Here is a 23,406-nt window from a genome sequence, read left to right as displayed (position 1 = left end):
AAGGCGGGATTAAATGCCTGAACTACCAGAGGTCGAAACTGTCAGGCGAACATTAGAGGCTCTGACAATTGGAAAAGAAATGAAAGAAGTATCTGTTTCCTGGCCAAAGATGATCAAAGCTCCGAGTGAAGTAGAGCAGTTCAATGATGCGCTGAAAGGCCAGACGATTAAAGAAATTGGCAGGAGAGGCAAATTCCTGATTCTTTACACGGACGTTTATGCACTTGTTTCCCACTTAAGGATGGAGGGGAAATACGGTTTATTCAGCTCTGAGGATCCTGTGGATAAGCACACGCATGTCATTTTCCATTTTACCGATGGAACGGAACTGCGTTACAAGGATGTCAGGAAATTCGGCACGATGCACCTCTATGAAAAAGGGAAAGAGTTTGAAACTCAGCCACTCGCCGATTTAGGGCCTGAACCCTTTTCGGAAGATTTCACTGTGGAGTGGCTGTCGGGGAAACTTAAGAAAACGAATCGAAAAATAAAGCCGGCGCTGCTGGACCAAAAAGTGCTGGTTGGCCTTGGGAATATCTATGTAGATGAAGCACTTTTCCGTGCGAAGATCCATCCTGAAAGGATTGCCAACTCCTTAACTCCAGAAGAGGAGGCTGTGCTTCACAGGGAAATCGTCAGCACTCTGTCCGAAGCTGTTGAAAAAGGCGGAAGCACCATCCGTTCTTACGTGAATTCACAGGGACAGATTGGCATGTTCCAGCTTCAGCTGTTTGTGTATGGCCGTAAAAACGAACCATGCAAGGTATGCGGAACACCATTGGAAAAAACCGTCGTTGGCGGACGGGGAACCCATTACTGCCCGTCATGCCAGAAGCTTAAATAATATGAGAATTTATATCATTTCAACTTCGAGAATTGTCCAGCTCCAGCGCCTAGCCCCTCGAGTCGCTTCGGTCCGCCCAATGAAGTCAAAGAACGACTTCACTGGTCGGCCCTCCAGCGCTTGTCGGGGCTGACCAAGGCGCTTGCGCTTTTCTTGTATATTGGCTTGTTGATTTTCTCACCATATTTGGGCTCCTTCCATATACTAACGTAGCGATTGACAGGAAGGAGCTCAGTTTATGGCACAAACAATTTCCCTGCTTTTACTTGCATTCGCTGTCAGCCTTGACAGTTTCAGTGTAGGGTTAACGTATGGATTACGGAAAATGAAAATACCGATTAAATCGATAACTGTAATAGCGATATGTTCGGCTGTCGTCCTGATGGCTGCCATGATGATCGGGCATTTTCTCGAGAGCTTTTTATCACCAGGAATGGCAGAGACACTGGGTGGCACTGTCTTGATCGTTTTAGGCGGATGGGTCTTGTTCCAATTTTTCCGTGAAGACAAAACAGATCTGCTCTGTCACGAAAAAATCATCCTGAATCTTGAAATCAAATCACTTGGGATTGTTATCAACATTTTGAAAAAGCCAATGACAGCTGATTTTGACAGATCGGGTACCATCAATGGAATTGAAGCTGTCATGCTAGGTCTTGCTCTGTCGCTAGATGCATTCGGTGCAGGGGTAGGGGCAGCATTTCTAGGCTTCTCCCCGGGTTATCTGGCATTGACGGTTGCCTGCATGAGTTCATTATTTGTGTATGCAGGAATGAGAATGGGCAGTTATTTTTCGGAGAGTGGATGGATGCAAAGGTTTTCTTTTGTACCAGGTATCTTATTGATCATAATCGGGCTTATGAAGCTATAATGGCCCTTGAAAGGATAAAGTGAGAATGTCATTAGTTATCGGATTGACAGGAGGTATAGCAAGCGGGAAAAGTACAATATCCGCTATGTTCACTGAAATGGGCATCACGGTGATCGACGCAGATATCGAAGCCAGGCTTGCTGTTGAACCAGGAGAAAAAGCTTACAATGATATTGTCAGCCATTTTGGCGATGAAATTTTAGAAGAAGATCGTACGATAAACCGAACTAAGTTGGGTGAAATCATTTTTAACAATGAAGAGAAGCGGATGCTGCTTAATTCAATTGTCCATCCCGCCGTAAGGGAGCGGATGGCACAGAAAAGAGAAAAAGCTGAGGCGGCCGATGAAAAAGCAGTTGTTCTGGACATCCCGCTTTTGTTTGAAAGCAAGCTGACACGTCTCGTCGAAAAAATCATCGTCGTATTCGTTGATGAGCAAACACAGCTGGAACGGTTGATGAAGCGGAACGGGTTCTCGGAAGAGGAAGCTTATTCGAGGATCAACTCACAAATGCCGTTGAAGGACAAAATTGATTTGGCGGACGCAGTGGTCGATAACAGCGGCAGCATCGAAGAATCGAAGCAGCAGCTGATGAAAATTTTAAGTGAATGGAAAGTTTTAAGAGCCGAGTAGGCTCTTTTTTTTTATAAGTGTCTTTGTCTTAGAAAATGCTGATATTAAACTCCTGTTGATTGGAGTGGAAGGCACGAAGACTCCTGCGGGCTTAGCTGGACAGGTGAGACCCCGCAGACGCCAGCGGCGAGGAGGCTCAGCGCCAGCCCCGCGGAAAGCGAAGTGCCTGGAACGGAAATCAACAGTCTAATTTAAGAGCCCGATTATGATTCTTGTTTGAACTAATTAATCCGGGTAAGGCTAAAATGTCTGCATCTCGAAAATGAATGTTATTATCAGAATTATTTTATATTTTAAATGTGTGCATTTATTTATCACAAATAATTTTTAATATGTTATACTAATACCATACAAAGGGTTATTGAGTATAACACTAATTCGGAAGGGGCCGTACAATGAAGGCGAAAATTGCGATTAACGGTTTTGGGAGAATTGGAAGAATGGTATTCAGAAGAGCCATTCTTGAAGAAAATCTTGAAGTAGTTGCTATAAATGCTAGCTATCCAGCTGAAACTCTGGCGCATTTAATAAAATATGATTCTACTCACGGACAATTTGCTGGAGAAGTGATTCCGGCTGACGATCACCTGATTGTGAACGGAAAGACTGTTAAGCTATTAAGCAATCGAAATCCTGCTGAGCTTCCATGGAAGGAAATGAAGATTGATATCGTCATAGAAGCTACAGGGAAATTCAACTCACGTGACAAGGCTGCTCTACACCTTGACGCTGGCGCAAAGAAGGTCATTTTGACAGCACCTGGTACAAATGAGGACATCACGATCGTTATGGGTGTAAATGAAAGCGCATTAAATATTGAAGAACACGATATCATTTCGAATGCCTCGTGCACGACAAACTGTCTGGCACCGGTTGCGAAAGTTCTTGATGATACTTTCGGAATCGAAAACGGTTTGATGACGACTGTGCATGCGTATACGAATGACCAGAATAATATCGATAACCCGCACAAGGACCTGCGCAGGGCTCGTTCTTGCGGTCAATCCATCATCCCAACTTCAACTGGAGCAGCGAAGGCACTTTCACTTGTGCTTCCACAGCTTAAAGGAAAGCTGCATGGCATGGCGCTGAGAGTACCTACTCCGAATGTTTCGCTCGTTGACCTGGTTGTCGACCTGAAGCGTGAGGTAACAGTGGACGAAATCAATGACGCATTCTACTCAGCGTCAAAAGGAAAGCTCAAAGGCGTTCTTGATATCACGACAGATCCGCTTGTTTCAATCGACTTTAACACGAATGAACATTCTGCGATCATTGATGGCCTGTCTACAATGGTCATTGGAGCCAACAAGGTAAAGGTTCTTGCCTGGTATGACAATGAATGGGGCTATTCCAGCAGGGTTGTCGACCTGACTAAGCATGTAGCACATGAAATGTCTAATTCTGCAACTGTAAAAGTAGGATAACTTCAAAACCGTAAAAAGCTTGCTCATTGGCAGGCTTTTTATTTTTGTTCTGGTCTTTATTTTCATATAATGTTCAATCTGTTTTTGCTATCGGCAAACGAAGATCACGGTGTGAAATGCAAAGGTTTTTCTTAGTGTCAGACCCTCGAAAAAGCTATGGGATAGCTATCTAAGAAACTATAAGAATATAAGCTTAAAAATCACGAAAAAAATTTGTTTTCATGTGTTGCAAAAAAAATATAAACAAAGTATACTAGTCATCGTGAACTTCTTAATAACGGTACCAATTGGCTACTTAAAGGGTTAGGACCTCTCTGGACTAACTTTCCCCCGTGGTAGTTAAGATACCATTGAAGCTAAGGATTTCATTCTAATATTGTTAGAGGGGGAAATTTAATATGGAAACAATGGGACGTCATGTAATTTCTGAACTTTGGGGTTGCGATTTTGAAAAATTGAATGATATGGATTTTATTGAACAAACTTTTGTTGGAGCAGCATTGAAATCGGGTGCTGAAATCCGCGAGGTGGCTTTCCACAAATTTGCGCCACAAGGTGTAAGCGGAGTTGTCATTATTTCTGAATCTCACTTAACTATTCATAGCTTCCCAGAACACGGATACGCTAGCATCGATGTATACACTTGCGGCGATCTTGATCCTAACATTGCAGCTGACTATATTGCAGAAGCTCTTGGCGCTCAAACTCGTGAGAATATCGAAATTCCACGCGGCATGGGTCCTGTGCATGTGAAGCAAGCACAAGCAAAAGCTCTATAATTGAAAATATGAAAAATTCACAAGAGGTGTAGCGATACACCTCTTTTTAATTTACCTGTAAATAAGGTAAACTGTTAATAGAAATAACTTGCAGGAGGATTTTTTGATGTCTTTATTAAAATCCATATCAGGACGGTACGAGAAGTTCAGCGGGACAAGTGAAAACAACAGGGATGATCAGCTTAAAACGCATTATTATAAAACGAACTTCAACCAGATGTTCCCAACAGTTGAAGACTTGCTGAAGGCGGACTCTTCATACAAGATTACGAGTGTTTCAAAGGAACATGGAGAAATATCAGCCGAGTTAACAGGGAAGCTTACTGCTTTTTTAACTGCCACGGTGATCACGACAAAACCGTTCGAGACAGCGGTCGACTTACATATCTCCACGGAGAAATTTTCTCTGGGAGGCATCAACCCTGCTTTGAAGCAGGAACTGGTGAAGATTTATGAAAAACTGGACTCCACACATACATTCATTGGTTCAGGCAAATACGGGAATCGATAGTTCCTCTTGTCCCGTTCCAATCTTTTTAATAAGATAATATTAGGATAATGCTTAGGGACGTATTGATGGAAAAAGTGAATGGACCTTCGCTATTTCCATATTTCAAAATATTCGGAGCTGATCGAGATGAAATGTCCAACTTGCCAAAATAACTCTACCCGGGTTCTTGATTCAAGACCGGTTGATGATAGCCGATCAATTCGACGCAGGCGCGAATGCGAAGCTTGCGGATTTCGCTTTACCACATTTGAGAAGGTTGAAGAAATTCCGTTGATTGTCGTGAAAAAAGAAGGTACTCGTGAAGAGTTCAATCGGGAAAAACTCCTTCGCGGTTTGATCAAAGCCTGTGAAAAGCGGCCAGTTGCTTTGAAGGAGCTTGAAGATTTGGTTTCTGAAGTAGAAAAAGAACTTCGCAGCCACGGAGTTTCAGAAGTTAAGAGCGAAGCCGTTGGAGAGATGGTGATGGACAGGCTGGCTAAAATTGATGAAGTCGCCTATGTCCGATTCGCATCTGTATACCGCCAATTCAAGGATATCAATGTCTTTATTGATGAATTGAAGGAGTTATTGAAGAAAGAACAATCATAAAAGCTGGAGTTCTGCGGTCTCCATTACAATCCTGAAGGAGCTGAAGGGAACTTCAGCTCTTTTTAAGGCTGTTTATTAAAACGATTTAGGAACAACGTTATTTTTTACAATTTAGAATGGAGGGAATAGGATGGCTCAGCATTGGCAGGAGACTTTGCCTGTGGACCAATATATTGTTTCGTCCGGCGGCTTATTGCATGATTACGATCGCAAGGTGCTCACTTTCTTATACCAGCCTTTGATTGGGCCAGCTTGTTTAAGCCTTTATATGACCTTATGGGCGGAATTGGAAGAAAACCGGCTTTGGTCCCAGCCTGTCACACACCATAACTTGATGACAATCATGGATATGAACCTGAAGGATATTTACCATGCCCGACAGAAGCTTGAAGGCATGGGATTGCTGAAGACCTATGTCAGAAATGAAGAGGAAGGGCGTTCATTCATTTATGAACTGCAGCCGCCCCTGACTCCTGAACAATTCTTCCTGGATGGCATGCTGAATGTCTATTTATATCGCAAGGTTGGCAAAAATCAGTTCTTGAGGCTCAAGCGATTTTTCAGCGATAAAAGGGCTGACTCAGAGCCTGGATATGAGGAAATTACGAAAGCGTTCCAGGACGTGTTCCTGTCTGTACCTCCTCAGGCACTCATCCATAATGAAGATTCAGCTGCCGACATGGAAGCGGAGGAAGGCAATGTTTTTATTGGCAGGGAGGAAGCTGCTAAAATACAGATCGATCCTGCTGAGTTCAACTTTGACTTGCTTTTGGGAGGACTTCAAGAATCTCTCATACCCAAAAAGGCTTTTACCTCGAAGGTTAAAGAAGCAATCAGCAACCTAGCCTTTCTTTATGGAATTGATGCCCTTAAGATGAAGAACATCGTCCTGGGTGCTGTAAACGCTGAAAATGACATCGATATTGAGGAACTGCGAAAGGCAGCCCGTGACTGGTATCAATTTGAGCACCAGGACCAGCTTCCTTCACTTCTGGACAGGACACAGCCATTCCAGCATAAAGCCGGGATCGAGAAACCCAGAACGCAAGAAGAGGAATTGGTCGTTTATCTTGAAAAAACCTCCCCTCGCCAGCTGCTGATCGATCTTACTGGTGGTGCTGAGCCATCAAAAGGGGATCTGCAGATTATCGAAGAGGTTATGTTCAAGCAAAAGCTCCTGCCGGGAGTCGTGAATGTTTTAGTTCAATATGTTATGCTCAAGACGGATATGAAGCTGACAAAAGGGTATATCGAAAAGATTGCCAGCCATTGGTCGCGGAAAAAAATCTCGACGGTCAGGGATGCGATGCAGCTGGCGAAAAGCGAACACAAGCAGTATCTGGAATGGGCAGAAGGCAAGAAAACACCTTCGTCATCCGGAAAAAGAAAGCCTGTCCGCAAGGAAGTATTGCCGGATTGGTTTGGGAAAAAGAACGAGGATGAACCTCAAGATCAAACTGGCTCAAATGCAAATCCTGATTTTGAAATAGAAAAGAAAAAGCTTGAAGAAGAACTGAAGAAATTCAAATCTGGGAGGTGATCCTTTTGCAAAACATTAATGAAACGTTGAAGAAACTGGCGAATAACCAGAATTTCCAGGAGCGCTATGAAGCGATTAAGAGGCAGGTCATGCAGGATAAGCATATCAAGGCATTCCTGGATGAGAATGCGGATTATATCACCCGGGAAATGCTTGACGGCAGTATGTCAAAGCTATATGAGTTTTCCAACCAGAGTAAAGGCTGTGAAGATTGCGAGAGCCTCGCGAGCTGCAAGAACATGATCAAGGGATACGAACCGGAGCTTTTCATAAAAGGAAACTTCATTGACATAAAATATGATCGCTGCAAGAAGAAGGTCATGCATGATGAGCAGCAAAAGAATGCACGCCTGATCAATAGCATTTTTGTGCCTAAGGAAATCTTGAAGGCATCGTTCGGGGATATCGAGCTGGATGACGCTGGACGGTTTAAGGCAATCAAGATGGCCAAAGACTTTGTTGAGAATTATGAGGCTGGCCAAAAGCAAAAGGGATTGTTCCTTCATGGCCCGTTCGGTACTGGGAAGTCCTACTTGCTTGGTGCCATCGCCAATGAACTTGCACAAAAACAAATCAGTTCCTTGATTGTGTATGTGCCGGAATTTTTCAGGGAAATGAAGAATGCAATTGGCGACCATACTGTCAATGACAAGCTGGAAGCAATCAAGAAAGCAAATGTGCTCATGCTCGATGATATAGGAGCAGAAACGATGAGCAGCTGGGCAAGGGATGAAATCCTCGGGACCATCCTGCAGTTCCGGATGCTTGAGAACCTTCCTACTTTCTTTACTTCTAACTTCGACCTTAAAGGACTGGAGCATCATTTAACACACAGCCAGCGGGGAGAAGAAGAACAATTGAAGGCGGCAAGGATCATGGAACGGATTAGATATCTTGCTGAGCCGGTAAAAGTTGAAGGCAAAAATCGCAGAATATAAAAATGTGCCGCCGCTAATCAAGCTGCGGCGCATTTTTTTTGCACCTAAAACCATTTATACATCATATGGATACTTCTAAATTGTCCAAGTCCCCCATATATATAATCAGGGATTATTTAAGAGGGGGGATATGGTTGATTGAAATCATCTTCCAAAAAAAGCAGGATGCCTGGAATTTGTATCAGCATTTAGTTACCAGGCTTGCTTCGTGGCAGGAAACGAATTCAATTCTTCTTAATGAAGATCGAAATAGAGTGCTTATTCCAGAAGAGTTTTATAAAAAGGAAAAATTGCCGTTTCTCAAAAAGAGTGTTTATGAATTTATTTTAAAGGTGAAACGTGATGACTGGCTTAGGGGAATCCTGGCAGAATCCTATTGTTATAGTGATAGTGAAGAGCAGGATCATATCCTGGATATCATTTATTCCGTCATCGAAGGCAACCGTAAAGAACTAGTTCCTTTCATGGAAGGTGTCGAGGAACAAGGGGTCATCCAGAGCTGTATCAATGAAATTTTCAATGAAAAAGTTTCATTCTCTTTTGATTCCTTTGTGATGTTCAGGCTGAGAGGCTATACTGAGCAGCTTTCCAAATGGGTAGAAATTGCGATTGATGAATATAAGATGGAACAGGAGTACCAGGTTTTCCTGCATACATTGAGGGGGTTCCTTGAGGATCGAAAACCGCAGATGTCCCACTTATATTTGGTGATTGAGGAGAATATGGTCTTTTACAATCAACAATTTACAGAAATGAAGCGCAGTGAGTTGTTCAGGAGTATTGACCGCAAGCTGCTTGTCAATCACCCTGTCTATGTGGATTCCGGGACGATTGCTCCATTGCTGTCGATTGCACCTGAGACGATCTATTTATATACTGATGATCCTCACCAGCCGTTGGTGCGGACAATCATCAATCTTTTTGAAGAACGAGTCAAAGTCAGCTCAGTTACTGCTTTTCATGATCAAAGATCAAATTTTTTTAAAGAGAATCGTGAAAATATACAATAGCCCACTTGATTTTCAAAACATTACAAACTATAATTACGTACATACTAAATCAATAGTAAATGTAATGATGAGGACATGGGCATTCTTGAAAGGTTTGCAGAGAGGGAAGGCTAGGCTGAAAACTTCCTAACACTAAAGAAACGCTTACCACCTCTGAACTCCAGCTGTGAACGCCTATTCGGCAAGTATTGGCTGGCGGCAGAAGCCGTTACCGCAACCAGAGCCATTTCTGCGTGATTTTGCGCATGAATGGGAATTGGGTGGAACCACGTGTGATCAAACTCGTCCCTGTTTCAGGGACGGGTTTTTTTATTTTTGCGCCAAAAAAACGCGCCACATTTTAAAAGGAGGAAAAGCCAATGGCAGACATGTTAAAAATATCGTTTCCAGATGGAGCAGTGAAGGAGTTTCCGGCAGGCACAACAACTGAAGATATTGCCAGCTCAATCAGCCCGGGCCTGAAGAAGAAAGCCATTGCCGGTATGGTCAATGGTCAGCCATATGATCTCAAAAGACCAATCGAAGAGGATGCAGCGATTGAAATTGTCACTCCGGACCATCCAGAGGCACTGGAAATCCTGCGCCACAGTTCTGCGCACTTGATGGCACAGGCAATCAAGCGCCTTTATAAAGATGTTAATCTTGGAGTAGGGCCAGTAATCGAGGGTGGCTTCTACTATGATATCGATATGGAACATTCCTTGTCACCGGAAGATTTACCGGAAATCGAAAAGGAAATGAAGAAAATCATCAATGAGAACATCGAAATTGTCCGCAAAGAAGTAAGCCGAGAAGAGGCAGTGAAGTTTTTCAAAGACCTTGGCGATCCGTATAAGCTTGAGTTGATTGAAGCAATCCCGGCTGATGAAAAAGTGACTCTTTATGAGCAAGGAGATTTCGTTGACCTTTGCCGCGGCGTCCATGTTCCATCAACTGGAAAGCTGAAGGAATTCAAATTGCTGAGCATTGCCGGAGCATACTGGCGAGGCGACAGTGATAACAAGATGCTGCAGCGTATCTACGGTACTGCTTTCTTCAAGAAAGAAGACTTGAAAGAGCACTTAAGGCTGCTGGAAGAAGCGAAGGAACGCGACCACCGCAAGCTTGGAAAAGAACTTAACTTATTCACTAACTCTCAAAAAGTCGGTCAGGGTCTTCCGCTTTGGCTTCCAAAAGGTGCGACAATCCGCCGCATCATCGAACGATATATCGTCGATAAAGAAGTAAGTCTAGGTTATGATCATGTTTACACTCCGGTAATGGGAAGTGTCGAGCTTTATAAAACTTCCGGCCACTGGGATCACTATCAGGAAAACATGTTCCCGGTCATGGAAATGGAAAATGAACAGCTGGTTCTAAGACCTATGAACTGTCCGCACCATATGATGGTGTACAAAAACAGCATTCACAGCTATAGGGAGCTTCCGATCAGGATTGCCGAGCTGGGAACAATGCACCGCTATGAAATGTCCGGCGCACTGGCTGGATTGCAGCGTGTACGTGGCATGACTCTGAACGATGCTCACCTCTTTGTCCGCCCTGACCAGATCAAGGAAGAGTTCAAACGCGTTGTCGAGCTTGTACTTGAAGTCTACAAGGATTTTGACATGAATGATTATTCGTTCCGTCTGTCTTATCGTGATCCTGAAGACAAAGAGAAATACTTCGATGATGACCAGATGTGGGAAAAGGCTCAAGCCATGCTGAAGGAAGCGATGGATGAAATGGGGCTTGATTACTTTGAAGCTGAAGGCGAAGCGGCATTCTACGGACCGAAGCTTGATGTCCAGGTCAAGACTGCACTTGGCAAAGAGGAGACTCTGTCAACTGTCCAGCTGGACTTCTTGCTTCCTGAACGCTTTGACCTGACTTATATCGGTGAAGATGGCAAGCACCATCGTCCTGTCGTCATCCACCGTGGTGTTGTTTCGACAATGGAACGTTTTGTAGCCTTCCTGATCGAAGAATACAAAGGGGCGTTCCCGACTTGGCTGGCTCCTGTTCAGGCACAAATCATCCCGGTTTCACCTGCAGTCCACTATGACTATGCAAAAGAAATCAAAGAGAAGCTTAAAGCAGAAGGCTTCCGCGTTGAAATCGATGGCCGTGACGAAAAAATCGGCTATAAGATCCGCGAAGCACAAATGCAGAAAGTCCCTTACATGCTCGTTGTCGGCGACAATGAAGTTGCTGACAAAGCAGTCAACGTCCGTAAATACGGCGAACAGAAATCCGAAACAATCGCCTTTGATGAATTCCTGGAGTCATTCAGGAAGGAAGCGAAGAAATAGGAAAAGCGGAAGCGATTCGAGAGTTGGGCGCTTAAGCCGGATATAAAATAAGAGTGGCCAGATGGCTCCTCTTATTTTTATGGAATTATTCAATAGGTTTGGAACAGGTTGGACATAAATTTTTTGTATAGCTGCGCTGGATCCTTTCACCGCAATTCCGGCAGGATTTTATGTTAACGGGCGTATTGTCAATATCATTGGAAAAACCATAGCCAGTCCTAAAAAATTTCAATGCAGTACCTGCGAGCAGTCCAGTGACCACACCAGTGATGATAATCGCGATCAACATTTGAACACCAGCTTTCTTGTCTATTTCTACCAATAATTATAGCAAGAAACAAGCCATTAGGCAGTGACAAACAATCAAATAGTATGATTCCGCGACATACTTTTTACGGATAAATTTAATTATGCCTGAAAAAAAGTATTGCAGCATGTATTTCTATCTGATAAAATACTTTTTGTTGCAGTTAACGAAAGTGATTCGTTTGACACATCAATTTCTTTATGCTATATTAGCAAGAGTGAACTGAATACAAGTTTTAGGAAAGAAGAAGCACCCGCTTCTCACCTGGCTGACGCCTTTAAGCTGTTGGCAGGTAATACGTAAACGTCTAATTATTTTGTTTCCGTAAGTGTGGGTGTCGTCGCCTGCACTTTTTTTATTGCAAAATAAAAATTGGACTATATCGTATGTCATTGTGTGAGCAAGGCAAGGCTTTGTCCTTGCAATGTACTTCTTCTCCTTGACAATGTATTCGATAAAACCCTGGAGGTGGCTAATTATTAGCAAAGATGCGATGTTACTAAACGAGGGAATTCGTGCTCGCGAAATTCGTCTGATCGATCAAAACGGCGAGCAATTAGGAATCAAATCCAAAGCTGAGGCTCTTGAGATCGCAGCGCGCGTCAATCTTGATCTTGTGCTTGTTGCTCCGAACGCGAAGCCTCCTGTAGGCCGAATCATGGACTACGGAAAATTCAAGTTCGAACAGCAAAAGAAAGAAAAAGAAGCACGTAAGAACCAAAAAATCATCACAACCAAAGAAGTACGTCTTAGCCCGACAATTGATGAGCATGACTTCAACACGAAGTTGCGCAATGCTATCAAGTTCCTGGAAAAAGGCGATAAAGTTAAAGCATCAATCCGTTTTAAAGGCCGTGCTATCACTCACAAGGAAATCGGTCAGCGTGTTCTTGATCGCTTCTCTGAAGCTTGCAAAGAGGTAGCGACAATCGAATCACATCCAAAGATGGATGGCCGAAGCATGTTCTTGGTACTAGCACCTAAAACTGAAAAGTAACGAGGAGGAAGTCCCTATGCCAAAAATGAAAACACACCGCGGCACTGCCAAGCGTTTCAAGAAAACTGGAACTGGCAAGCTTAAGCGTTCACACGCTTACACTAGCCACTTATTCGCTAACAAGTCTACAAAAGCTAAGCGTAAGCTTCGCAAATCTGCAATCGTTTCAAAAGGCGATTTCAAACGTATTCGTCACATGCTTGACAACATTAAGTAAACTCGAGGAATCTCGATTTATATAGGAGGGAAATTACATGCCACGTGTAAAAGGCGGTACAGTTACGCGCAAGCGTCGTAAAAAAGTCATCAAATTAGCAAAAGGTTATTTCGGTTCAAAACATACATTATACAAAGTTGCTAACCAGCAGGTTATGAAGTCCCTAATGTATGCATTCCGCGACCGTCGCCAGAAGAAGCGCGACTTCCGCAAACTTTGGATTGCTCGTATCAACGCAGCAGCTCGCATGAACGGTCTTTCTTACAGCCGTATGATGCACGGCCTTAAGCTTGCAGGTATCGAAGTAAACCGCAAGATGCTTGCTGAACTAGCAGTAAGCGATGCAGCAGCATTCGCTCAATTGGCTGAAACAGCAAAGCAACAATTCAACAAGTAATCAAGCAAACCACTCTCTAGCTGAGAGTGGTTTTTTATTTTTGTGTAGCCTTTGAACGAAAGGGTATTTGAAATTTAAGGAACATCATCGTCATGCTTCCAGAGCAGAAGTAATTGTTTGAATACAAAAGCCAGAGCCAGAACAGCCTTTTTTTAGATATAATGGGTTCATAGGAACTTGAAGGGGACGTGGAGAAGTGGAATTGTCAATTTTAGCAGTTTTGATCATCATCATGAATCTTGCGGGCTTTTTCATCATGGGAATGGATAAAAAGCGTGCAAGGAACAATCATTATCGAATAAGCGAGAAAACATTATGGAATATTGCTTTTCTTGGAGGGGCAATCGGTGCAGCGGCAGGGATGAAGCATTACAGGCATAAGACGAAGCATGCTCAGTTCAAATATGGACTGCCGATTCTGGCTATTATTGAGATTGGTCTATTTACATATATATTTAAGCTTTTGGCATAACAGCTTGGTTGATTTTATATGCTAGTAGCATCAGAGACTCGCGGGCAGGTGATAAGAATGGATGATGCGTGGTCGATGCTTCTGGTCGTGATCGAAGCTGGTGGCTGGTATGCGCCGGTTATATTCATCTTGTTTCATGTTTTCCGCCAATTTGTGTTCGTGCCGCCTGCAGTCGTCTGTATTGCGGGAGGATTGATATTTGGAGTGGTGCCCGGTATCGTTTATTCACTGCTTGGCTTGTCGGGAGCAAGTATATTGTTTTACCTTTTAGTGAGACAGATTCCTGAGATGATGAATAAGCTGGGCAGGCTGAAGAAAAGGCTGGTAGGCCGCTTCAGGGATTTAACCGTTGCTCAGGTTGCACTTTTGAGGCTCGTGCCGGTGATTCACTATCAGTTGCTAAGCTTCTGCCTTTATGAGCGAAAAAGTAGTTTCAAAGACTTTATGTTTGCTTCCTTCCTTGCGAATATTCCGTTCGTTATTTTTTATACAATATTCGGGGAATATATCGGAGAATTCGACACAATAACAGGTCTCATTTTGATGAGTGTCTTTATGCTGTTAGCGTATTTGTTGCGAGAGAAAATAACATTCATTAAGTGGCGTGAGTTTTTTGAAAGTAGACCATAGAATTATATGAGTTTGAAGACATAAGAAAAAGCGTCCGGTATCGATCGGACGCTTTTATTCTATAATTCCTGATCCTCGTCATGATTTGCCATGAACTCCTTGATCGGGCTTTTCCAGTCGATTTTGGCGACCGGGTAGCTCTCACGGATTTTCCGTTCAATGAATTGAAAATCTTCGAGGACAAGCCCCTTCAAAGCAGACGTCTTTTTAGGCCAAATGAAAATCGAAACAACCTCAAAAGCAGACGGAGTTGTGCCTAAGTACTTTTCGCCTTCAAATAAAACACCCTTATATGTTAATAAGAAATTCTTCCGGACATTGTCTGGATCATCCAATAAGAAATAGCGCTTCTGCTCATGAGCAAGCTCCAACTTTCTTTTCGGATGGAATAAATATTTCACGGCGCTGTATATGAGAAAAATAAATAAAAGCAAGATAATAATACGTAAAAGCAGGATCATGACTGCCCCTCCAATGCGAACTTTCCTTATTTACGGATGAGATTGCAAATAGTTTCAACAATTTTATAATTGTTTTATACTTTTTTTATGCGGAGGATGATTGCGGGTAGAGGTTAGATCCATTTTAAAGGGGAAACAATGAGAAGCTGTCGTAAGTAAGCTCGAGCTCGAACAGGTATAGGTGGAAACAAGGAAAAGCTGTCAAGAAAACCTCGTAATCTTGACAGGTTTGAAGAGAAACAAGGCAAAGCTGTCAAGAAAACCTCGTAATCGTGACAGCTTTGGAAAGAAACAAGGAAAAGCTGTCAAGAAACCCGCGGAATTGTGACAGGTTTGAAGGGAAACCAGTCAAAGTTGTCAAGAAAACCTCGTAATCGTGACAGGTTTGAAGGGAAACAAGGAAAAGCTGTCAAGAAACCCGCGGAATTGTGACAGGTTTGAAGGGAAACCAGGCAAAGTTGTCAAGAAAACCTCGTAATCGTGACAGGTTTGAAGGGAAACAAGGAAAAGCTGTCAAGAAAACCTCGTAATCGTGACAGGTTTGAAGGGAAACAAGGAAAAGCTGTCAAGAAAACCTCGTAATCATGACAGGTGTGGAAAGAAACATGCTATACCTGTCTTAATCCAGAGGCAGAACTCTTTTAAATGCTAAAATGACTAAATGGAGCTGAACAATGAATACACAAACACTTTTTGAAATGCAAAAAGCGCTGGATGGCCATATTGAATCCCAGCATAATTTAGAGCAGGAAGATCTTTTTGACAGAAAGGTCCTCGCGCTGCTTGTTGAAATTGGCGAACTTGCGAACGAGACGAGATGTTTCAAGTTTTGGAGTGTGAAGCCTGCCTCCGAAAAGAACATCATCCTTGAGGAATTTGTGGATGGAGTGCATTTTATATTATCCTTGGGGATTGAGTGTGGTTTTGAGGAAATGGAGACAATCCCGCAAATCCAATTGGATGAGCAGGACACTACCAAGCAGTTCCTTGCTATTTACGAGTACGTACAGAAATTCAGGGGCAGCCGCAGCAAACAAGATTACGTCCATTTATTCCAAAGTTATCTGAAGCTTGCCCAGCTGCTTGGTTTGAACGAGGATCAAATTGAGCAGGCATATATTAAGAAAAATGAAGTAAATTATGAGAGGCAGCGAAAAGGCTATTAGGCAGAATTTTTTGTACAATAGCCCGTATGTCTAGTATAATAGGTTACGAAACTACATATTAAGGGAGTCGAAATAATGGCGAAATTAGACGAAACATTAACAATGCTAAAAGATTTAACCGATGCCAAAGGCATTCCCGGCAATGAGCGTGAGCCAAGAGAAGTAATGAAGAAATACATAACTCCATTCGCTGATGAAGTAACGACTGACGGACTGGGCAGCCTTGTTGCTAAGAAAGTCGGAAATGAAAATGGCCCGAAAATCATGGTTGCCGGCCACCTGGATGAAGTGGGCTTCATGGTGACAAGCATCGATGACAAAGGGTTCATCCGCTTCCAGACAGTTGGCGGCTGGTGGAGCCAGGTCATGCTTGCACAACGCGTGACAATTGTTACCCGCAAAGGAGAAATCACTGGGGTCATCGGTTCTAAACCGCCTCACATCCTTCCTGCAGAAGCACGTAAAAAGCCTGTCGATATCAAGGATATGTTCATCGATATCGGTGCTTCAAGCCGTGACGAAGCAAAAGAATGGGGAGTCACTCCTGGCGACATGGTCGTGCCTTACTTCGAATTCACTGTCATGAACAATGAAAAAATGCTTCTTGCGAAAGCGTGGGATAACCGAATCGGCTGTGCAATCGCAATCGATGTCCTGAAGGGACTTAAAGATGCAGAACATCCAAACGTGGTATATGGCGTTGGAACAGTACAGGAAGAAGTCGGCCTTCGCGGCGCGAAAACTTCTGCGCAAATGATTCAGCCTGACATCGCTTTCGGTGTTGATGTGGGAATTGCCGGCGATACTCCTGGCGTTACGGAAAAAGAAGCACTCAGCAAAATGGGTGACGGTCCGCAAATCATCATTTATGATGCATCAATGGTATCTCACAAAGGTCTTCGTGACTTTGTCACAGACCTGGCTGATGAAATGAACATTCCATATCAGTTCGATGCAGTAGCTGGCGGTGGAACGGATTCTGGTGCGATCCACCTGACACATCGCGGTGTACCAGCGCTGTCCATCACGATTGCAACACGTTATATTCACTCACACGCAGCAATGCTTCACCGCGATGACTACGAGAACGCTGTAAAGCTGATCGTAGAAGTCATCAAACGTCTTGATAAAGAAACAGTTGAAAAAATCACTTTTGAATAAGCAATAAAAGAGGGAGCCGACGGCTTCCTCTTTTTTATCCACTAATTGAGCTAATAAGGCTTTCGAAGGATCAAGGATAAAAAAGCATGAATTTAAAAAAAGAGCTAAAAAAAGAACTCCTCAAAAGGAGTCCTTCCTTATTTATTGCTTACCTTTCAAACCATCTTCCAGTGCATTCAGCATTTCCTGCTTTTCATCCTCAGAGGCGTTCTGCCAGATTACTTCGAACAAAACTCCAAGTCCCGGAAGCATTTTTTCCTCACCGTTCTGGATTGCATCTACAATTGTATCTTTCAGTTCATCCTGTGAATTTCCTGCTACGTTTGAAATGACAGCATTTCTTAGGTTAAGGTTCATCCTTGCTCAAACTCCTTTCAAATTTCCATTACTGGTTATAGGTTTTGCAATTTTGGTTTTATTATGTATCTATTTTGAGCTATAATAGTAAAATTGAACAAGCCATATTAAAGGAGAGCCAGTGTTGAAGTATATTCAATCTGATAAGAATCCACAAGTAAAACAATGGAAGAAATTGCTGACGCGGAAGGAACGTGACAAGTCTGGTCTGTTTCTTGTCGAGGGCTTCCATTTAGTTGAAGAAGCACTTACGAAAAATGAGGATGTTGAAGAAATCATTTTAAGCGAAAAAACGGAGTTGCCGCCAGGTCTTGATTACGGTTCCATCCCAGTAACGGTTGTAACGGATGAAATCAGCAGGCAGCTTGCTGATACGGAGACAACACAGGGAATATTTGCTGTATGCAGGCAGTCCAAACAGACGTTAAACAAAGGAAAAAGCTATTTACTGATCGATTCTGTCCAGGATCCGGGCAACCTTGGCACGATGATCAGGACAGCCGATGCAGCCGGGATTGAAACAGTCGTTGTCGGGAAGGGTAGTGTCGATATCTATAATCCAAAGGTTCTGCGATCAGCCCAGGGAAGCCACTTCCATTTGCCGGTTGTAAGCGGGGATCTATCCGAATGGATCACTGAGCTGAAAGATAAAAACATTCCGGTTTATGGAACCGCCCTAGAAAACGGAGTTGTTTTTACAGAGGCAACCGTAAACGAAGCGTTTGCCCTGCTCGTTGGGAATGAAGGAAGCGGTGTTAACAAAGAGCTTTTGGCGCAAACAACACAGAACCTCTATATCCCGATTTACGGACAAAGCGAGTCCCTGAATGTAGCAGTTGCCGCAGGTATCTTGCTATATTATTTGAAAACAGCAAATTAGGCTCGTTTTTTCTTAAAACCATTTGATACTGCGCCAAGATTATAATATAATAAACAGCAAAATTAATATTTCAAAAACGATGACGGAGAAGAGTAGCTTGAAGCTGGCCATCAAGGGAGAAAATGCCGATGACTGGAAGCATTTTTATGGAGCAGGCAGGCGAAGTTCACCTCCAGAGTTGGCATCGGGACCGCTTTTTCACAAAGCGTAAAGATGTATCGGCACAAAGCCGTTATCTCAATGAAGCGAACACGTAATACATAACTGTATTGCCTGTTAAAAAGGGTGGTACCGCGAAACCTCAGACCTCGTCCCTTTATCAGGGATGGGGTCTTTTTGTGTTCAAAAAAAGAAATTGAAGGAGGATTTAATATGCAGGATCGTTTAAAAGAACTGCAGGCTGAGGCTCTTGAAAAAGTGTCCGCAGCAGCTGACCTTAAAGAATTGAATGATATTCGCGTTTCCTATTTAGGGAAAAAGGGTCCAATCACAGAAGTGCTAAAAGGAATGGGCAAATTATCGGCGGAAGAAAGACCGAAAATGGGTGCTCTGGCTAACGAAGTCCGCGATGCGATTTCCGGCCAAATTGAAGTGAAACAACAGGAACTTGAAGAAGCAGCTGTCCAAAAACAATTAGCAGCTGAAGAAATTGATGTTACCCTCCCTGGCAGACCTGTTAAGACTGGCAGCCATCATCCGCTTACAAGCATCATCGAAGAAATCGAGGATCTTTTCATCGGCATGGGTTACACAGTGGAAGAAGGCCCGGAAGTTGAAAAAGACTACTATAACTTTGAAGCATTGAACCTTCCGAAGGGGCATCCAGCGCGTGATATGCAGGATTCCTTCTATATCACAGAAGAAACATTAATGCGTACACATACATCTCCTGTTCAGGCAAGGACGATGGAAAAGCATCAGGGCAAGGGTCCTGTAAAAATCATTTGTCCGGGCAAGGTATATCGCCGTGATAACGATGATGCAACACACTCCCACCAGTTCATGCAGATTGAGGGACTTGTCGTTGATGAGAACGTGAGAATGAGCGACCTAAAAGGCACGCTAGAAGTTTTTGCAAAGAAAATGTTTGGCGAAGACCGCGAAATCCGTCTGCGTCCTAGCTTCTTCCCTTTCACAGAGCCATCTGTCGAAATGGATATTTCCTGTAAGATATGTGGCGGATCAGGCTGCAGCGTATGTAAGGGAACTGGCTGGATTGAGATTCTCGGAGCTGGGATGGTCCATCCGAACGTGCTGGAAATGGCTGGATATGATTCGAAGAAATACACTGGCTTTGCATTTGGAATGGGACCTGAGCGAATCGCTATGCTCAAGTATGGAGTCGATGACATCCGTCATTTCTATACAAACGATGTCCGTTTCTTGAAGCAATTTTCAGTTGAAGAATAAGTATTAGGAGGGCAAAACCATGTTGGTATCATATAAATGGCTGCAGGAATATATCGATTTGGAAAGCGTATCTGCTGAAGAGCTCGCTGAAAAAATCACGAAAAGCGGCATCGAGGTAGAAGGCGTTGAAAAACTAAATGAAGGTTTGAAGGGCGTAGTTGTCGGCCGTGTCCTTGAATGCGAGAAGCACCCAAATGCAGAAAAATTGAACAAAACACTCGTTGACCTTGGAAACGGTGAACAGGTTCAAATTATTTGCGGTGCGCCTAATGTCGGCAAAGGACAGAAGGTTGCCGTTGCGACAGTAGGTGCTGTTTTACCAGGCAATTTCAAAATTAAAAAAGCAAAGCTTCGCGGTGAAGAATCCCATGGGATGATTTGCTCGCTACAGGAGCTTGGTATCGAAGGCAAATTGGCACCGAAGGAGTATGCTGAGGGTATTTACAATTTCACTCCTGACACAGAAATCGGGCAGGACGCGCTGGAAGTCCTAAACAGGGATGACGAAATCCTTGAGCTTGGCTTGACGCCAAACCGTGCTGATGCGATGAGCATGCTTGGTGTTGCGTATGAGGTTGGAGCGATTCTTGGCAAGGAAATCAAGTTGCCCAACCCGCAGCCTGAAACATCTTCAGAGCTGGCTAGTGACTATATCAGCGTAAGTGTCGAAGCAAAAGAAGATAACCCTCTCTATGTTGCAAAAGTGATCAAGAATGTAAAAGTGGGTCCATCACCGGTGTGGCTGCAAACAAGATTGATGGCTGCTGGCATCCGCCCTCACAATAACGTTGTTGATATCACGAACTTCATTTTATTGGAGTACGGACAGCCGCTTCACGCATTCGATTACGATAAGCTCGGTTCAAAAGAAATTCTTGTCCGCCGCGCGAAGGACGGAGAGGTAATTGAAACGCTTGATGATGTGAAACGCACGTTGACTCCAGAACACCTGGTCATCACGAACGGTACAGAGCCAGTGGCACTTGCAGGTGTTATGGGCGGAGCAAATTCCGAAGTAAGCAGTGACACTACGACTGTTATGTTGGAATCTGCTTATTTCACAGGAGGAGCAATCCGAAAGGCTTCAAAGGACCATGGTTTGCGAAGCGAAGCAAGCTCACGCTATGAAAAAGGCGTTGATCCTGAAAGAGTACGTCCGGCTGCAGAACGCGCAGCGGAATTGATGATTGAGCTGTGCGGCGGGGAAGTGCTTGGCGGCAAAGTGGAAGCAGAATCACTTAATGTGAAGCCAGCAGTTGTTTCAATCTCTCTTGGAAAAATCAATAAAGTATTGGGTACCGATCTAGAAATGAAGCAGGTTGAGGATATTTTTGCCCGCCTGAAATTCGAAACTTCTGTCGACAATGACACAATTACAGTAACGGTACCTACGCGCCGTGGGGACATCACGATTGAAGAGGATCTAGTAGAAGAAGTCGGCCGTCTATATGGCTATGACAATCTGCCGACAACCCTTCCTGAAGGTCAGTCAACACCTGGTCATCTTTCTGAATACCAGAAAAAGCGCCGCGTTGTCCGCCGCTACATGGAAGGCGCAGGTCTTTACCAGGCGGTGACATATTCTCTTACAAGCGCGGAAAAAGCAACACAATACGCATTGGATAAACGCGAGCCTGTTGAGCTGGCAATGCCGATGAGTGAAGACCGCAGCCTGTTGCGCTTAAGCATCGTGCCACAGCTGCTCGAAGTATTAAAATACAATAATGCCCGCCAGATGGAAAGTATCGCTGTTTATGAAACAGGCGCAGTCTTCCTGAAAACCAGTAATGAAGAGCTTCCGGAAGAACGCGAACATCTTGCTGCAGCCATTACTGGCCTGTGGGAAAGTCATCCATGGCAGGGAGAGAAGAAGCCTGTTGATTTCTTTGTCCTAAAAGGAATCGTGGAAGGTTTATTCTCAAAGCTTGGCCTAGATCGTCAGTTAGGTTTCGTGAAGGCTGAGCTTGATGGATTGCACCCGGGCCGTACGGCTGACATCTTGCTGAATGGCAAGACTATCGGCTTCATTGGTCAGGTTCATCCAACTATGCAAAAATCACTCGATCTGAAAGAGACTTATGTATTCGAACTTTCTCTTAAAGCTCTACTGGAAGCAGAAACAGCACCGTTACAGTACACAGCAATCCCACGTTTCCCATCAGTCTCAAGGGATATTGCCCTTGTTGTTGATAAAGGAACTGCTGCGGGCGACCTGGAGAAGGTCATCACTGAAGCTGGTGGATCTTTATTAAAAGAAGTAATTGTTTTCGACCTATACGAAGGTGAAAAAATGGATGAAGGCAAGAAATCACTGGCATTCTCCCTGAAATACTTCGATCCGGAAAAAACACTGACAGATGAAGACATTGCAAAAGCTCATAATAAAGTCCTTGCAGCTCTTGAAGAAAAAGCTGGAGCAGTATTAAGAGGATAAATTTAAAAGGCAGCCCGAGGGCTGCCTTTTTCATATGGCTCAATTCTTTATATTCTCGCGATCTTCTTCGCTTTTTCCGTATTGGCGAAGTGAAGCTTAACGAATTCTGGCAGTACATCTATTCCTTTGTCGAGGATGAGCCTTGCAGCAGCTTTATCGACAGCTGCGCCTGCACCTTTTGGAATCGTGAATCCTGCGCGTTTGCTAAGGTTTTCGAAATGGCGGACAAAGGCGTAGCGGGCAATCATCGATGCTGCAGCGACTCCTAGATGGATTCCTTCGGCTTTTGTGCTGAAAAGGACATTTTCCCTGATAATCTTCCTTTGACCTTTCAAGTGGGCGTAATAGATTTGCTCTTTCGCAAATTCATCGATCAAAATCGCTTCAGGCTTTTCAGGGGCGATTTTTTCAAGCACATGGTTGATCGCCTGGTTATGCAGCAAAGCTTTCATTTTCCCCTGAGACATGCCCTTCATCTGCATCTGGTTGTACTTTTCATTATGCAGAGTCAGCAGGCTATGGGGCAAAAAGGTGACAAGCTGCCTGGCAATCTCAATGATCTTGTCATCTTTAAGATTCTTTGAATCCTGAACACCGAGTTCCTTTAATACAGGGATGTCCTGACGCCTGACGTAGGCCGCAACAACCGTGATCGGGCCGAAAAAGTCGCCAGTGCCAACCTCGTCTGAACCAATGATGGACATTTCGCTGATATTTTTGGGTAAATGGGAACCTGGCACTGCTGCCGTCGTTTTTTTAACAGAAGGCGCAAGAGCCGTTCCCCATCTTGCTGCCTCGGTCTCTCCGTCTTTACCCTGGAATAATACTTTTCCTGATTTATAGGCAGTGATGGCACAGGAAGGTGTTTTTGCGGCAAAGACGCTGCCAGGCGGAAGTTTATCAATTAGATACTTACTATAATATTCTTTCATCTTTTTGACTTCTTCCGGACTTTTCTGAAGGACACTATTTCCCATTGCTCTACACTCCCTGTTTTCTATTTTCAAAGTTAGACATTTTCTTCCAAAAATCATACTGATCTGACAGGCAAGTACTTCCCAGCCTTTTACGTTCATGTTATAGT

25 protein-coding genes and 1 other annotated feature are annotated in these 23,406 nt (G+C 43.7%); of the genes, 22 read left to right on the top strand and 3 right to left on the bottom strand.

The window, feature by feature from the left end:
* Positions 1-13: 13 nt before the first annotated feature.
* From mutM to LGO15_RS18165, 16 genes are all read left to right on the top strand, one after another.
* Complete coding sequence (mutM, locus tag LGO15_RS18240) at positions 14-844, top strand: DNA-formamidopyrimidine glycosylase (protein ID WP_226085470.1); 831 nt, start codon at positions 14-16, stop codon at positions 842-844.
* 238 nt (positions 845-1,082) lie between these two features.
* Positions 1,083-1,715, top strand: coding sequence for a sporulation membrane protein YtaF (gene ytaF, locus LGO15_RS18235; protein WP_226085469.1), 633 nt, complete (start codon positions 1,083-1,085; stop codon positions 1,713-1,715).
* A 25-nt stretch (positions 1,716-1,740) separates the two neighbouring features.
* Complete coding sequence (gene coaE, locus LGO15_RS18230; protein ID WP_226085468.1) at positions 1,741-2,349, top strand: dephospho-CoA kinase; 609 nt, start codon at positions 1,741-1,743, stop codon at positions 2,347-2,349.
* 395 nt (positions 2,350-2,744) lie between these two features.
* Positions 2,745-3,776: a glyceraldehyde-3-phosphate dehydrogenase gene (locus LGO15_RS18225; protein WP_226085467.1), complete on the top strand. Its 1,032-nt coding sequence runs from the start codon at positions 2,745-2,747 to the stop codon at positions 3,774-3,776.
* A 398-nt stretch (positions 3,777-4,174) separates the two neighbouring features.
* On the top strand, positions 4,175-4,555 hold the full coding sequence (gene speD, locus LGO15_RS18220) for an adenosylmethionine decarboxylase (RefSeq protein WP_041967626.1): 381 nt from the start codon (positions 4,175-4,177) through the stop codon (positions 4,553-4,555).
* Between the two features lie 106 nt (positions 4,556-4,661).
* Positions 4,662-5,066: a hypothetical protein gene (locus LGO15_RS18215; protein WP_226085466.1), complete on the top strand. Its 405-nt coding sequence runs from the start codon at positions 4,662-4,664 to the stop codon at positions 5,064-5,066.
* Between the two features lie 126 nt (positions 5,067-5,192).
* Positions 5,193-5,654 carry a transcriptional regulator NrdR gene (gene nrdR / locus LGO15_RS18210; RefSeq protein ID WP_102265147.1) on the top strand — a complete coding sequence of 154 codons (462 nt, stop codon included), beginning with the start codon at positions 5,193-5,195 and terminating at the stop codon, positions 5,652-5,654.
* Between the two features lie 130 nt (positions 5,655-5,784).
* On the top strand, positions 5,785-7,194 hold the full coding sequence (locus tag LGO15_RS18205) for a replication initiation and membrane attachment family protein (protein ID WP_226085465.1): 1,410 nt from the start codon (positions 5,785-5,787) through the stop codon (positions 7,192-7,194).
* A gap of 5 nt (positions 7,195-7,199) precedes the next feature.
* Positions 7,200-8,132 (top strand): primosomal protein DnaI, encoded by a 933-nt coding sequence (dnaI, locus tag LGO15_RS18200; RefSeq protein ID WP_167832730.1) that lies wholly within the window; start codon positions 7,200-7,202, stop codon positions 8,130-8,132.
* 134 nt (positions 8,133-8,266) lie between these two features.
* A complete protein-coding gene (gene ytxC, locus LGO15_RS18195; RefSeq protein WP_226085464.1) occupies positions 8,267-9,142 on the top strand; it encodes a sporulation protein YtxC in 876 nt (291 codons plus the stop codon).
* A gap of 359 nt (positions 9,143-9,501) precedes the next feature.
* Complete coding sequence (gene thrS, locus LGO15_RS18190; protein ID WP_167832732.1) at positions 9,502-11,433, top strand: threonine--tRNA ligase; 1,932 nt, start codon at positions 9,502-9,504, stop codon at positions 11,431-11,433.
* Between the two features lie 542 nt (positions 11,434-11,975).
* Positions 11,976-12,102 (top strand) — a sequence feature (ribosomal protein L20 leader region).
* Between the two features lie 131 nt (positions 12,103-12,233).
* On the top strand, positions 12,234-12,737 hold the full coding sequence (gene infC / locus LGO15_RS18185) for a translation initiation factor IF-3 (protein WP_214704778.1): 504 nt from the start codon (positions 12,234-12,236) through the stop codon (positions 12,735-12,737).
* A gap of 16 nt (positions 12,738-12,753) precedes the next feature.
* Positions 12,754-12,954, top strand: a complete 201-nt coding sequence (gene rpmI / locus LGO15_RS18180; protein WP_023627047.1) for a 50S ribosomal protein L35 — start codon at positions 12,754-12,756, stop codon at positions 12,952-12,954.
* Positions 12,955-12,991: 37 nt separating this feature from the next.
* The gene (rplT, locus tag LGO15_RS18175; protein WP_102263819.1) at positions 12,992-13,351 is read left to right on the top strand and encodes a 50S ribosomal protein L20; all 360 of its coding nucleotides are present in this window, start codon (positions 12,992-12,994) and stop codon (positions 13,349-13,351) included.
* A gap of 196 nt (positions 13,352-13,547) precedes the next feature.
* Positions 13,548-13,823: a DUF1294 domain-containing protein gene (locus LGO15_RS18170; RefSeq protein ID WP_318999794.1), complete on the top strand. Its 276-nt coding sequence runs from the start codon at positions 13,548-13,550 to the stop codon at positions 13,821-13,823.
* A gap of 57 nt (positions 13,824-13,880) precedes the next feature.
* The gene (locus LGO15_RS18165) at positions 13,881-14,453 is read left to right on the top strand and encodes a TVP38/TMEM64 family protein (protein ID WP_226085463.1); all 573 of its coding nucleotides are present in this window, start codon (positions 13,881-13,883) and stop codon (positions 14,451-14,453) included.
* Between the two features lie 59 nt (positions 14,454-14,512).
* Here the strand turns inward: LGO15_RS18165 and LGO15_RS18160 are convergent, their stop codons facing one another.
* Positions 14,513-14,914: a sigma-w pathway protein ysdB gene (locus LGO15_RS18160; RefSeq protein WP_167832734.1), complete on the bottom strand. Its 402-nt coding sequence runs from the start codon at positions 14,912-14,914 to the stop codon at positions 14,513-14,515.
* Between the two features lie 674 nt (positions 14,915-15,588).
* On the opposite strand from LGO15_RS18160, the gene LGO15_RS18155 reads away from it, so the two are divergent.
* Together LGO15_RS18155 and LGO15_RS18150 are read left to right on the top strand one after the other, a co-directional pair.
* Positions 15,589-16,080, top strand: coding sequence for a dUTP diphosphatase (locus LGO15_RS18155; protein ID WP_226085462.1), 492 nt, complete (start codon positions 15,589-15,591; stop codon positions 16,078-16,080).
* Positions 16,081-16,155: 75 nt separating this feature from the next.
* Positions 16,156-17,241, top strand: coding sequence for a M42 family metallopeptidase (locus tag LGO15_RS18150; protein ID WP_167832736.1), 1,086 nt, complete (start codon positions 16,156-16,158; stop codon positions 17,239-17,241).
* A gap of 141 nt (positions 17,242-17,382) precedes the next feature.
* On the opposite strand, the gene sspI is transcribed toward LGO15_RS18150, so the two are convergent.
* Positions 17,383-17,598: a small acid-soluble spore protein SspI gene (gene sspI, locus LGO15_RS18145; RefSeq protein WP_167832737.1), complete on the bottom strand. Its 216-nt coding sequence runs from the start codon at positions 17,596-17,598 to the stop codon at positions 17,383-17,385.
* Between the two features lie 124 nt (positions 17,599-17,722).
* On the opposite strand from sspI, the gene LGO15_RS18140 reads away from it, so the two are divergent.
* From LGO15_RS18140 to pheT, 4 genes are all read left to right on the top strand, one after another.
* Positions 17,723-18,478: a TrmH family RNA methyltransferase gene (locus LGO15_RS18140; protein WP_226085461.1), complete on the top strand. Its 756-nt coding sequence runs from the start codon at positions 17,723-17,725 to the stop codon at positions 18,476-18,478.
* Positions 18,479-18,606: 128 nt separating this feature from the next.
* On the top strand, positions 18,607-18,735 hold the full coding sequence (locus tag LGO15_RS24220; RefSeq protein WP_264163766.1) for a hypothetical protein: 129 nt from the start codon (positions 18,607-18,609) through the stop codon (positions 18,733-18,735).
* A gap of 115 nt (positions 18,736-18,850) precedes the next feature.
* Positions 18,851-19,888, top strand: coding sequence for a phenylalanine--tRNA ligase subunit alpha (pheS, locus tag LGO15_RS18135; RefSeq protein ID WP_167832739.1), 1,038 nt, complete (start codon positions 18,851-18,853; stop codon positions 19,886-19,888).
* Between the two features lie 19 nt (positions 19,889-19,907).
* Positions 19,908-22,322 (top strand): phenylalanine--tRNA ligase subunit beta, encoded by a 2,415-nt coding sequence (pheT, locus tag LGO15_RS18130; RefSeq protein WP_226085460.1) that lies wholly within the window; start codon positions 19,908-19,910, stop codon positions 22,320-22,322.
* A 47-nt stretch (positions 22,323-22,369) separates the two neighbouring features.
* Here pheT and rnhC read toward each other — a convergent pair whose 3' ends face one another.
* On the bottom strand, positions 22,370-23,299 hold the full coding sequence (rnhC, locus tag LGO15_RS18125) for a ribonuclease HIII (RefSeq protein ID WP_226085459.1): 930 nt from the start codon (positions 23,297-23,299) through the stop codon (positions 22,370-22,372).
* Between the last annotated feature and the right edge of the window lie 107 nt (positions 23,300-23,406).

The organism is Mesobacillus sp. S13, from assembly GCF_020422885.1.
GTDB classification, from domain to species: domain Bacteria; phylum Bacillota; class Bacilli; order Bacillales; family Cytobacillaceae; genus Mesobacillus; species Mesobacillus selenatarsenatis_A.
The sequence above is the reverse complement of the archived record's forward strand: the minus strand, read 5'-3'. Positions and strand labels throughout refer to the sequence as shown.

Coding starts and splice junctions, on each gene's coding strand:
- mutM (WP_226085470.1), top strand. CDS start 14: ATGCCTGAACTACCAGAGGTCGAAACTGTCAGGCGAACATTAGAGGCT.
- ytaF (WP_226085469.1), top strand. CDS start 1,083: ATGGCACAAACAATTTCCCTGCTTTTACTTGCATTCGCTGTCAGCCTT.
- coaE (WP_226085468.1), top strand. CDS start 1,741: ATGTCATTAGTTATCGGATTGACAGGAGGTATAGCAAGCGGGAAAAGT.
- LGO15_RS18225 (WP_226085467.1), top strand. CDS start 2,745: ATGAAGGCGAAAATTGCGATTAACGGTTTTGGGAGAATTGGAAGAATG.
- speD (WP_041967626.1), top strand. CDS start 4,175: ATGGAAACAATGGGACGTCATGTAATTTCTGAACTTTGGGGTTGCGAT.
- LGO15_RS18215 (WP_226085466.1), top strand. CDS start 4,662: ATGTCTTTATTAAAATCCATATCAGGACGGTACGAGAAGTTCAGCGGG.
- nrdR (WP_102265147.1), top strand. CDS start 5,193: ATGAAATGTCCAACTTGCCAAAATAACTCTACCCGGGTTCTTGATTCA.
- LGO15_RS18205 (WP_226085465.1), top strand. CDS start 5,785: ATGGCTCAGCATTGGCAGGAGACTTTGCCTGTGGACCAATATATTGTT.
- thrS (WP_167832732.1), top strand. CDS start 9,502: ATGGCAGACATGTTAAAAATATCGTTTCCAGATGGAGCAGTGAAGGAG.
- infC (WP_214704778.1), top strand. CDS start 12,234: ATGTTACTAAACGAGGGAATTCGTGCTCGCGAAATTCGTCTGATCGAT.
- rpmI (WP_023627047.1), top strand. CDS start 12,754: ATGCCAAAAATGAAAACACACCGCGGCACTGCCAAGCGTTTCAAGAAA.
- rplT (WP_102263819.1), top strand. CDS start 12,992: ATGCCACGTGTAAAAGGCGGTACAGTTACGCGCAAGCGTCGTAAAAAA.
- LGO15_RS18165 (WP_226085463.1), top strand. CDS start 13,881: ATGGATGATGCGTGGTCGATGCTTCTGGTCGTGATCGAAGCTGGTGGC.
- LGO15_RS18160 (WP_167832734.1), bottom strand. CDS start 14,914: ATGATCCTGCTTTTACGTATTATTATCTTGCTTTTATTTATTTTTCTC.
- LGO15_RS18155 (WP_226085462.1), top strand. CDS start 15,589: ATGAATACACAAACACTTTTTGAAATGCAAAAAGCGCTGGATGGCCAT.
- LGO15_RS18150 (WP_167832736.1), top strand. CDS start 16,156: ATGGCGAAATTAGACGAAACATTAACAATGCTAAAAGATTTAACCGAT.
- sspI (WP_167832737.1), bottom strand. CDS start 17,598: ATGAACCTTAACCTAAGAAATGCTGTCATTTCAAACGTAGCAGGAAAT.
- LGO15_RS24220 (WP_264163766.1), top strand. CDS start 18,607: ATGACTGGAAGCATTTTTATGGAGCAGGCAGGCGAAGTTCACCTCCAG.
- pheS (WP_167832739.1), top strand. CDS start 18,851: ATGCAGGATCGTTTAAAAGAACTGCAGGCTGAGGCTCTTGAAAAAGTG.
- pheT (WP_226085460.1), top strand. CDS start 19,908: ATGTTGGTATCATATAAATGGCTGCAGGAATATATCGATTTGGAAAGC.
- rnhC (WP_226085459.1), bottom strand. CDS start 23,299: ATGGGAAATAGTGTCCTTCAGAAAAGTCCGGAAGAAGTCAAAAAGATG.